Source organism: Bacteroidales bacterium, from assembly GCA_013314715.1.
Taxonomy (GTDB): domain Bacteria; phylum Bacteroidota; class Bacteroidia; order Bacteroidales; family GWA2-32-17; genus Ch61.
Genome location: JABUFC010000001.1, coordinates 153445 through 165264 on the forward strand (window position 1 = coordinate 153445; position 11820 = coordinate 165264).

The window sequence follows — 11820 nt, forward strand, 5'->3', positions numbered from 1 at the left end:
TTTTTAAAGCGTAAAATTAACGAAAAAAATATGATTTTAGTTGGTGGGCTTGTTTAAATAATTTAAAAACTATGAGAAAATTTTCAACTTTAGTATGTAAAAATATTTGCTTGTTTATCGAAAATACACTCCTATAATACATTTGAAAATTGATTAAGTCTATATAGTATGTTAATGTAATGTATTGATAAACAAATATATGTTATATTAAATATGTAGTGTTGATATGGTTTTTAAAAAGTTTCTAATCTTTTTTCAGTTTTTTTTCATACCTTTAAGGCTACTAAAAAAAATGCTATGATATTGAAAATTGGCGATAAGGCACCTCATTTCGAGGGTATTGACCAAAATGGACAAACTATAACACTCGAACAATTTAAAGGCAAAAAACTAGTATTGTATTTTTATCCTAAAGATAATACACCGGGATGTACAGCCGAAGCCTGTAACCTTCGCGATAATTACAAAACATTTTTAGCCCAAGGTTATGCAGTTATTGGTGTAAGTGCCGATAGCATAAAATCGCATCTAAATTTTGCTCAGAAATACCAATTACCTTTTCCGCTTATTTCAGATCCCGATAAAAAAATATTAACAGCTTATCAAGCTTATGGCGAAAAGAAAATGTATGGTAAAGTAGTAATGGGTACTATTCGCAAAACATACATTATTGACGAAAATGGTATTATACAAGACATTATTGAAAAAGTAGATACTAAAAATCATTCTGAACAAATATTAAAATAAACATATTATGGAAAAAAAAGAAAAGCAAGAAAAACAAGAGAACTTAAAAGAAAAATTAAAAGCGTTACAGGCTACACTCGATAAAATTGAAAAAGATTATGGCAAAGGCTCTATTATGAAATTAGGTGATGAGAGCTTTGTTGCTGTCGATGTAATTCCTACAGGTAGCATTGGACTCGATGCCGCTTTAGGTATAGGTGGATATCCGAAGGGAAGAGTTGTTGAAATTTTTGGACCCGAATCATCTGGGAAAACTACCTTAGCCATTCATGCCATTGCTGAAGCCCAAAAATTGGGTGGCATAGCTGCTTATATTGATGCCGAACATGCTTTTGACCGAACTTATGCCGAAAAATTAGGCGTCGATTTAGATAATCTTTATATATCGCAGCCCGATAATGGTGAACAAGCTCTCGAAATAGCCGATAGCCTTATTCGAAGTGGTGCTATCGATATTATTGTAATAGATTCGGTTGCAGCACTTACACCCAAAGCTGAAATTGAAGGCGATATGGGCGATAGCAAAATGGGACTTCAGGCTCGTTTAATGTCGCAAGCATTGCGTAAATTAACCGCCAATATTAGCAAAACCAATACATGTTGCATTTTTATCAATCAATTACGCGATAAAATTGGCGTTATGTTTGGTAATCCCGAAACTACTACAGGTGGAAATGCTCTTAAATTTTATGCTTCTGTTCGTTTAGATATTCGTAAAATTAGCCAATTAAAAGAAGGCGAAGATGCTACGGGTAACCGTGTAAAAGTAAAAGTTGTTAAAAACAAAGTAGCTCCTCCATTTAAAAAAGCTGAGTTTGATATTATTTTTGGCGAAGGAATATCGCGTATCGGCGAAATAATCGACATCGGTGTTGAAAATAATATCATTAAGAAAAGTGGCTCATGGTTCTCGTATAACGATATTAAACTAGGTCAGGGACGTGATGCGGTTAAGCAGATTTTAACCGACAATACAGAATTAATGAACGAAATATCGGCTAAGATTAAAGAAATACTTACTGCCAAATAGAACTTTTTTCAATTTATTAACGAATGCGTAAAACTCAAAAAATGAGGGAAATAATTTATTTTCTTTTGATAAATCTATTAGTGTGGGAATGTACAAACAATGGTAATAAGTCTATTGACAAAAGCAATAAAGATACTCTAGGACTTATTGAGATATCACAGAAAATTCGCAAAAACCCTTTAAATGCTGAGTTATTTAACAAGCGAGCAGGTATTTATTGGCAATTACAACTTACCGATAGTGCCATAAACGATGCTAATATTGCATTGCGTTTAGATTCGATGAACGATGATTATGCCTTACAACTTGCTGAATATTATTTTAAGTCACTCAAAATTAACGAAGCAAGTGCTGTATTGCAAAATTTTTTAAAACGTAAGCCCGAAAGTTTAAAAGTACTTACTCGTATAGGTAAATATTATAGTTATTTAAAAGATTATAAAAAAGCTAAAGAATATATTGACAAAGCTTTGACTATTGACCCTCAATATGCCGATGCACATTTTATTAAAGGAGTTATACTTACTGAAACAAACCAGCCCAAAGAAGCTATTAAAGCGTTTATGGATGTTATTCAATTTAACCCCGATGATGCAGAAGCATATATGATGTTAGGCTTGTTAAATCAAGAACTTAACGATTCAATTGCATTGCAATATTACAGAACTGTTACTCGAATGCGTCCTAACGATCCCCAAGCATATTATAACATTGGTTTTTATTATCAAGAAAATAAAAATTATACAAAAGCACTCGAAACATATAATTATATTTTAAGGAACATTGATAAAAAATATTCTAATGCCTTTTTCAATCAAGGTTATATTTACATGATGTACTTAAAAGATTATGGTAAGGCAATGGCATACTTCGATTCTGTTATGCAATTGGAACCCAACAGGGTAGAAGCTGTATATAATAAAGGCTATTGTTATGAGTCGATTCACGATTATACTTCTGCACGTAGTATGTATATTAAAGCAAAATCATTGGTTCCAAATTACGAATTAGCTGTTGAAGCTTTAAATCGATTAGATCAAAAAAAATAATAAAAAAGTTATGAAAGCAGCATTATTTTTCTGTAGTTTATTATTAATGAGTTGGAGTTGTAACAAGCCTCAACCTTCAGAAGAAAAGTCATCTTCAACACAGGTGAATCTTTTTGATTCGTTGGCAAATCAAACGATCAACGAAACGAAGGTAACCCCAGAATTATTATGGAAATTTGGTCGTATTGGCGAATTTGATATATCGCCCGATGGCCAATGGGTAGTATATTCGGTAACACGCTATTCTATAGCGGCTAATAAAGGTTTTACCGATTTATTCGTTACAAATATAAATGGCGGTGAATCAAAACATCTAACTACTTTTGTCGGCAGTGAAATGAATCCTCGTTGGCGTCCCGATGGCAAAAAAATCGGTTTTATTGCAACTGAAAGCGGAAGCCCTCAAATGTGGGAAATTAACCCAGATGGTAGCGATGCAAAGCAAATATCAAATATTGCCGATGGTATCAATTCATTTGAATATAGCCCTAAAGGAGATAAAATTTACTATACCAAAGACGTCCAAATTAAGCCAACTTTACAAGAAATGTATCCCGACCTACCCAAAGCAAACGTATATATCGCGAATGAATTGATGTATAGGCATTGGGATCATTGGGAGGATGGGGCCTATAGCCACATATTTATTGCAGATAGAGTGGGTGATAGCTTAACCAATATGGTAGATATTATGAAGGGTGAACCATATGATAGCCCATTGTCGCCATATTTTGAAGCAAACGAAATATCGTGGAGTACCGATGGAAGTATGATTGCCTATACTTGTAAAAAACTTTCAGGTAAAGAATATGCAATTTCTACCAATAGTGATATTTATTTGTATAATTTGCAAACTAAAACTACTGTTAATTTGACCGAAGGAATGCCTGGTTATGATAAATATCCGGTTTTTTCACATAATGGTAAGTATTTAGCATGGATGAGCATGGCAACACCAGGTTATGAATCGGATAAAATGCGATTATTTGTTTATAATTTTAATACAAAAGAGAAAAAAGAACTTACTATTCAATTTGACCAGAATGCTACTGAATATCAATGGTCTTCTGACGATAAACAAATTTATTTTATTTCAGATATAAGAGGTACAAAACAAATTTATGTAGTTAATTTAGAAAATAGTTTTATTAAGCCCTTAACCTCGGGCATGCACGATATTACTGCCTTTAAGTTAGTAGCCAATACTTTAGTTGCGGCTAAAATGTCGCATCAAATGGCAACCGAATTATATAAAGTAAAAACCGAAAACGGTGCTTTACAAGCTTTAACTCAAGTAAATAAAAATATTTACGATAAAGTAGCGATGGGTGAATCGCGTGAGCATTGGGTAAAAACAGTAGATGGAAAGCAAATGTTAGTTTGGTTAATTTATCCTCCTCATTTTGATTCTACTAAAAAGTACCCGGCTATTCTTTATTGTCAAGGTGGACCTCAAAGCATGGTAAGCCAATTTTTTAGCTATCGTTGGAATTTTCAAATTATGGCAGCCAACGATTATATTATTGTAGCTCCTAACCGTCGTGGTTTACCAGGGTTTGGACAAGAATGGAATGCACAAATTTCAGGCGATTATGGTGGTTTAAATATGCAGGATTATTTATCGGCTATCGACGATGCTAAAAAATTGCCTTATGTCGATGCTGAACATTTAGGATGTGTAGGTGCTAGTTATGGTGGATTTTCGGTATATTGGTTAGCCGGACATCATCAAAAACGCTTTAAAGCATTTATAGCTCATTGCGGTATGTTTAATCTCGAAAGTCAATATGCAGAAACTGAGGAAGTATTTTTTACTAATCATGATTTAGGTGGACCATTTTGGGACAAAAACAATAAAATAGCTCAAAAATCGTATGCGAATAGTCCACATCGATTTGTACAAAACTGGGATACACCTATTATGATTATTTCAGGCGAAAACGATTTTAGAATTCCTTATACCGAAAGTTTGCAGGCTTTTAATACTGCACAATTACTTAATATACCAAGTAAATTATTAATCTTTCCCGAAGAGTCGCATTTTGTTTTAAAACCACAAAATAGTATTTTGTGGCAACGCGAATTTTTTGCTTGGCTCGACCAATGGCTTAAACCTAAAACGGTTCAATAAGGAGCAATAAAAAAGCCCCTTAATAGGGGCTTTTTTATTTTTTGCAAGTGCAAGATTATTTTTTCTTACCACCTTTTTTAGCTTCAGCAGCAGCGATAGAATCAGCTTGAGCTTTAGCAATGCTGTCTAAACGAGCTTGTTCAGCTTGAGCTTTAGCAATAGAATCTTTCATTAAAGAATCTTTCTTTAAAGAATCTAAACGAGCTTGTTCAGCAGCTTGTTCTTCTGCACTTGGGCCGCAGGCTACGAATGACATCATACCTGCAATCATTAAAAGACCAAATAACTTTTTCATAGGGTTTTAATTATTTTTAAAATTAATCGATGCAAAAATATATAGCTTTTTGATACAGTGTACACTTTCTTTAAAAAAAAATAAAAAAAATATTAACCATTGATTGTTAATTACTTAATAATATAATTTTCCCATTTTTGAATTAAATTTTTGAAGTCTGAGGGTAATTCTTTTTCAAAAAAAAGCATTTTTTTTGTCTTTGGATGAATAAAACCTAACGATTGAGCATGTAATGCAATACGCGGCATTATTTCAAAGCAGTTTTCAATGAATTGTTTAAATTTTGGACTATTACCAGATTTTATTATTTTATCGCCACCGTATTTGCTATCATTAAACAAAGGATGTTTAATATATTCGAAATGTGCACGTATTTGATGAGTTCTACCTGTTTCGAGTTTACATTCAATTAGGCTTACGTAGGTATAATCTTTTATGACTTTATAATGTGTAATAGCAGGTTTTCCATGGCTTTCATCAGTAAACACTGCCATTTTTTTACGATCTTTTAGCGACCTCCCAATATGACCCACAATCGTACCCTGAGCTTGATCGAATGTGCCCCATACCATAGCGATGTATGTTCGTTGTGTAGTTTTATCAAAAAACTGTTTGGCTAAATATGCATGAGCATAATCATTTTTAGCAACAACTAAAATTCCACTGGTATCTTTGTCTATACGATGAACTAAACCGGGACGAATGCTTTCGTTGTTGCTGAGTTCTTTGAAATGATATAATAAAGCATTAACTAATGTTCCATAATAATTGCCTTTTGCAGGATGAACGACCATTCCAGCTGGCTTATTGACCACTAAAAGGTCGTCGTCTTCATAAAGAATCTCTAAGGGAATATTTTCAGGAATAAGTTCATATTCGTTGGGCGGATAAGGTAATACAATCGAAATTTGATCATTGGGTTTTACTTTATAATTCGATTTTACAGGCTTGTTGTTTACTAAAATACAATTAGCTTCAGCAGCTTGTTGTATTCGGTTTCGCGATACTTGATTAAGACGATTGACTAAAAATTTATCTATTCTTAAAGGCGTTTGACCTTTATCTACTTGAATTCGATGATGTTCGTATAGATCGGTACTTTCTTCGTTTTCGCTTAAATCCAAATCGAGTTCTTCGTCAATCATGGATGTTGAATTATTATTTTATGTGAGCTTGTTTGTTTATTATGGAATATCTGTAAAATATAAATGCCATTTTCGAGTGGACTTGTATCAATGCTTTGCGAAAAGCCTTGTAGTATTATTTTGCCTGTAATATCATATAAAATGTAGGAGCAAATATGCTCATCGCATAAAAATATCTTGTTATTAGCAGGGTTAGGATATGGAATGAAGGTCAAAGGCATATATTCTTCCTCTACGTTAATTATTTGAGACTTGCTAAAAACAGGTCTTATCATAGGGGTACCATTAAATGGTAATTTTGTCCATGAACCATTTAAATTATAAAAAACATTAGAAGAATAATCGTAATTTAGGTCGAACCCAAGATTTAACAAATCGGTAGAAGTTTGAGTCCAACCAATAAATATTGAATCGGTAACATATATGGTTGTGTCTAAACTATAACGATGAAATTCGTTTATACCAGCATACTCGGGTTTAAATCCAGTTTTTTTGTAAATGATATGGTTGGGTTTACCTTTATTTACAGTCCATATAGTTAAATAGAAATATTTTTGACTTGCATTATTGAGTGTCCGATTGAAAAACATATCTACTGCTCTCAATGTATCGGGAGTTAAGGTTTTGAAAAGCATGGCAAATTGACCATTTTGTGAGCCTTCTCCTGATAAACCAACGCCATATTCTGCCGAGCCATCATCAATGGCATAATAATATTCAAAATTTTGAAAAAATCGTAGTGTATCATTCCAAGTGAATATGCTTTGCGATGATAATGTGGGAGCTGTTATATTAAGCAAAACTTCAAATGTACATTTATTTAAATTGTTGTCTGGGAAGTAATTTGGTTGGGTCTTTTGTTTAAATTGAAATGTCTCAAAAGGACCTATATTGTCATTGCCTAAAGAGTCGAAGCGGAGTTGTTGATGATTAGTAATATTATTAATCGTTAAAAAGCGTTTTACATTTACTAAAGAACTATATAGATTGTAATAGTTAAATCGTAAAGTATCAATTTGAAGCGTATCTAAAATTTTATAGTGTTCCCACGGAATAGATGTATAAGGTGGTTCTACTAATGAGCGAATAGGTTCTTTAAAACATATGTCGGGATAAATACTATCGTTTACTCGTTGGCCGGTATTTAAATATACATAGTCTAAATTCCAATAATCAACATTGCTTGCAAAACTTGGGTAATTTAAATTTCCAAAACTAGCATAATTGTAAAATCTAAATTGAAAACCTTTAACTAAATATATACTATCTAATGGAATTACAACTTTATGAAAAATAGTATCTGAAAAGCCAGGCGATGACCAAATGTGTTTCCAGTCAGAAAGTGGAGTTTTAAATTCTAACACTAACGAGTCGTTGCTTTCAGGTGCATTACCTCCTAAACCTTGAGGTTGAAAATAAAAGCTTAGATAAATAGAGTCTGTTAATGAGTAATATGATGTTGTATATCGTACTATATGAACATACTGAGAAGTTAGCGTGTCATAATAATATAAAGAGTCGCTAACATCTATGAGCGAAACAGAACCATAATAAACATGCATGGTTGGTGTAAAAGTTCCAGGTTGAACAACACAGTTTAAAAGATAAGGTCCTGAATAGTAATAAAGTGAGTCTGCCGGTCGATATATACCTGTGGCAGATTCGTAATAAAAAAGAATGTTAGTTGGATAAGAAAAAGAGTTATAAGTAATAAAATAAGATAAATTGATAGGTTTAGATGTTAAATAATCGGCAATAAAAGTGTTTGATGAAGCATGGGAGTATATTTGCCCTGCCATATTTAATATGTCAAAAGTAGCAACACCAATACTAGGGGGATGAATACCAAAATTTTGATTTACATATACATTATTGTCTAACCAAAGCGAATTATCGGGATAAACTCCTGTTTTTGAAAAATCATCAAAAAAAGGAATGGGCAAAGTGTCATCGTTTGATTTTAGACTGATGTGTTTTGAATAAGCATCGGCTATTGTTGCATTAAAAAAAGGTCGAGTTAAAACAGGCTGAGCTGTGAGCTCAGATATTAAAAATAATAAGAATAAAACTAATAATTGAAAAAAGGAAATATGGTTAAAAGTAAATTTTTTCATATAAATTAAAAATTAATTTCGTTTGTCTCATTTGTTTCTGGCAGTAAGTCTTTATCAAGTGTTATCCATAAGTCAATATAACTACCTAAACTTATTGCATTGTTGTTATTGCAACTAGGTGATTGTTTCCAAATAAAAGCTCTGATAGAGTCTTTAGCATTTTTTATGGTGGCATCTTTAGTAACTGTTCCAATGTTGAGCGATGCAGCCGATAATAAAGTATTGGCTTCTTCTAATGTTTTACCCACTACGCAGACGATTTCTGTTTTTTCGTTACTTTCGCCTTTGCCGACTACTAAATCGATAGTAGAACCAACAGGTATCATCGTTTGAGGCTCAATTTCTTTTCCTTTATATAGTTGTTTTAAAACTGTTGTCGATATGTCAGGTACATAGGTCAATTTTCCAATTTTTAATCCAAAAAGTTCAGCATCGGCAGTAGCTTGACGTAGCGATATCCCTCTTAAATCGGGCATAGCAATTTTTTCATTGTTAAAACCATTGATTATTAGATAAATGGTGCGTTCGGGTTTTACTTTTGATTTAGGCGCTGGTACTTGCGAGATCACTACGCCTTTAGGTTTATTTAAAAAATGAACCGAATCAGAAAGAACGACTTTTAAATCGTGTAATTCTGCAGTGTGCTCTGCTTCTTCAAAAGTCATATTAGATAAATCGGGAACGTCAATGCTTTCGCCGTGAAATGTATACGAACTTAACCAAAAATAAATAAAAGTTAGAATAATAACTACAATACCGATTTGAATACCGATATGCTTCCAAATAGCCTTTGATTTGATGATGTTTAAAAAACTCATAATCTTTTGTATAACGCAAGTGCAAAGATAAAATTATATTTCCGTTTATTAAAATTGATTTTTGTGTTTGAATTATATTCGCATAAATTTACGAATGAGTTGGAGCTTTTTATCAGAATAAGGTGAATATTTAAAGTTAGGTTCAAAAAATGTCGGTTTGCTTAAAATGCTTTTATAGTGCGTAAAAGCATCGAATCCTGCTTTGCCATGGTAACTGCCAATACCACTATTGCCAACACCACCAAACGGTAAACGACTGTTGGTAATGTGCATTATAGAATCGTTAATAGCTCCACCTCCAAACGATAGCTGATGGATAATGTTTTTTGCTGTTTTTTTGTTTTCGGTATAGACATAACACGAAAGAGGATGTGGACGTTGTTTTATTTCGTTGATAATAGCTTGCAAATCGTTGAAAACAATAACGGGTAAAATAGGACCAAATATCTCATCTTGCATTGAAATATGGTTGAAATCAACATCGCAAAGAATAGTAGGCTCTATAATTCGTTTTTCAGCTTGATAAATCCCCCCATAAAATATTTTTTCTTTGTCGATAAGATTTATCAAGCGATTGAAATTTCGTTCGTTAATAATTTGTACATAATTGCCGGCATCGATGGAGTACTTCGCTTGCTTTATTTCATCTACAAGGTAAGCTAAAAACTTGTCTTTAATTTGTTGATGCACCAGCAAATAATCGGGTGCAATACACGTTTGTCCGGCATTTAAAAATTTTGCCCAAGCAATGCGTTTGGCGGCAATCTTTAGGTTGGCATCGGGTAAAATAAGGGTGGGGCTTTTTCCGCCTAATTCAAGGGTTACCGGTGTTAATTGTTGGGCTGCTGCCTGATAAACAATTTTACCAACAGGCACACTCCCAGTAAAGAAAATTTTATCAAATTTATTTTCTAATAAAAGAGTGGTTTCTTCAACTCCTCCTTCAATAACAGTGAAATAGCTCGGTTCGAATGTGTCTTTTATAATTTGAGCAATAACGCTGCTGGTGTTTGACGATAATTCACTTGGCTTAAGAATAATTGTATTGCCAGCAGCTATAGCTGCAATGGCAGGAGCAAGAGAGAGTTGAATGGGATAATTCCATGCACCAATAATTAAGCAAACACCCAAGGGTTCTGGAACAATAAAGCTTTTTGCCGGAAAATTGATAAGGTTGGTGCGTACTTTTTTTGTTTTTGCCCAGTGGGGAAGTTTTTTTAATGCTTCGCGAATATCTAAATACAATAGTGCTAACTCATTGGTAAATGTGTCAAATTTCGATTTTTTAAAATCGGCGTATATGGCTTGTTCTAATATGTGTTCATTTTTTCGTAATGCGTCTCTAAGTAAAAGCAATTGTTTTTTTCTAAAATCGATGCTTTTAGTTTGGTTTGTATAAAAAAACAAACGTTGTTTTTCAATTATTTCAGTATATCGATTCATATTTAAATTAGTTTTGCTTGTTGTAAAAATGCTCTAAAGCTTTTTGTAAAGATAGTGTAAATTTTTTTTAATGTTAAAAACTTAAAAGTTAAGATATTTTTGTAAAGCAGCGATAAAAGCTTGAGGATTTTGAGCATGAAGCCAATGCCCGGACTGGGGAATTACTTCTATTTGTGCAGCAGGAAATATTTGCTCGATGAGTGGAATATCATTAGGTGTAATATAATCAGATTGTTCGCCTTTTAGAAATAAAACAGGGAACCCTGTTATTGTAGCTTGTTGCCAATCATTATCGAAACCACCAGCTATATGCTTAAGATTTTCTTTTAACACGGGTAAATTAAACAGCCATTGAAATCCATGTTCACTACGTTGTAGATTTTTTAATAAGAATGCTCGCAAAAGAGGTGAGGGGAGCGAGTCGCTGAGTAATTCGTCGGCTTTTTCTCTACTATCGATTTTATTGAGCGGTAACGAACATAAACTTTCTATAATATGATGATGCGAATGCATATCTTGTGCCTCATGTATTTGATAGTTTTTGGGAGCAATATCTACTACTACTAAAGCTGATAGGAGATTAGGGTATTCTTTAGCAAAAGTCATAGCTACCTTGCCGCCCATGGAGTGTCCCATGACGATGGGTTTGTGTAATTGATGTTTTTGTATAAACTCAAGCAAATCGTTGCACATAGCTTGATAGGTGTGAATAGTTGAGTGTGGTGAGCGTCCGTGGTTACGTTGATCGGGCAGCCAAATTTGATATTTGTTTGATAGTTGACGGGCAATGCTCATCCAATTGTCGGACATTCCGTAAAGTCCGTGTAAAATGATAATAGGAAAACCGTTTCCTAATTGTCTGTAAAAAAGTTCCATACAATATAAAAAAAGCCGGTTTTCCCGGCTTAGTGACCTCGGAGTGTTGTTAAACATCTTTCTATTTTACTAATTCTTAAATACATACAAGTTCAGATACCATTTGGTAAAACACTTGGTAAAACATTTACATGGTATATAATCCATAGCTACTTCTTTTGTACAAGTATGG

The 11820-nt window shown here is 33.3% G+C and carries 10 protein-coding genes; 4 read left to right on the forward strand and 6 right to left on the reverse strand.

The genetic code is table 11. The annotated features are described in order from the left end of the window. Positions 1–297: 297 nt before the first annotated feature. Genes bcp through HPY79_00540 form a run of 4 tightly spaced genes read left to right on the forward strand, consistent with a single transcriptional unit; the run spans position 298 to position 4957 of the window. Complete coding sequence (bcp, locus tag HPY79_00525; protein ID NSW44304.1) at positions 298–747, forward strand: thioredoxin-dependent thiol peroxidase; 450 nt, start codon at positions 298–300, stop codon at positions 745–747. A 7-nt stretch (positions 748–754) separates the two neighbouring features. Continuing rightward, positions 755–1777 (forward strand): recombinase RecA, encoded by a 1023-nt coding sequence (gene recA / locus HPY79_00530; protein NSW44305.1) that lies wholly within the window; start codon positions 755–757, stop codon positions 1775–1777. A gap of 41 nt (positions 1778–1818) precedes the next feature. Next, positions 1819–2826 (forward strand): tetratricopeptide repeat protein, encoded by a 1008-nt coding sequence (locus HPY79_00535; GenBank protein NSW44306.1) that lies wholly within the window; start codon positions 1819–1821, stop codon positions 2824–2826. Between the two features lie 10 nt (positions 2827–2836). Beyond that, positions 2837–4957: a S9 family peptidase gene (locus HPY79_00540; GenBank protein NSW44307.1), complete on the forward strand. Its 2121-nt coding sequence runs from the start codon at positions 2837–2839 to the stop codon at positions 4955–4957. A 55-nt stretch (positions 4958–5012) separates the two neighbouring features. Here HPY79_00540 and HPY79_00545 read toward each other — a convergent pair whose 3' ends face one another. From HPY79_00545 to HPY79_00570, 6 genes are all read right to left on the reverse strand, one after another. After that, positions 5013–5252 carry a hypothetical protein gene (locus HPY79_00545; protein NSW44308.1) on the reverse strand — a complete coding sequence of 80 codons (240 nt, stop codon included), beginning with the start codon at positions 5250–5252 and terminating at the stop codon, positions 5013–5015. Positions 5253–5362: 110 nt separating this feature from the next. Further along, positions 5363–6397, reverse strand: a complete 1035-nt coding sequence (locus HPY79_00550) for an RluA family pseudouridine synthase (GenBank protein NSW44309.1) — start codon at positions 6395–6397, stop codon at positions 5363–5365. Beyond that, positions 6394–8511 carry a T9SS type A sorting domain-containing protein gene (locus HPY79_00555; protein ID NSW44310.1) on the reverse strand — a complete coding sequence of 706 codons (2118 nt, stop codon included), beginning with the start codon at positions 8509–8511 and terminating at the stop codon, positions 6394–6396. Before HPY79_00555 ends, HPY79_00550 begins: the two co-directional genes overlap by 4 nt. Before the next feature lie 5 nt (positions 8512–8516). After that, positions 8517–9329 (reverse strand): PASTA domain-containing protein, encoded by an 813-nt coding sequence (locus HPY79_00560; GenBank protein ID NSW44311.1) that lies wholly within the window; start codon positions 9327–9329, stop codon positions 8517–8519. 72 nt (positions 9330–9401) lie between these two features. Next, complete coding sequence (locus tag HPY79_00565) at positions 9402–10772, reverse strand: aldehyde dehydrogenase (GenBank protein NSW44312.1); 1371 nt, start codon at positions 10770–10772, stop codon at positions 9402–9404. 81 nt (positions 10773–10853) lie between these two features. After that, on the reverse strand, positions 10854–11648 hold the full coding sequence (locus tag HPY79_00570; protein ID NSW44313.1) for an alpha/beta fold hydrolase: 795 nt from the start codon (positions 11646–11648) through the stop codon (positions 10854–10856). Positions 11649–11820: the final 172 nt, after the last annotated feature.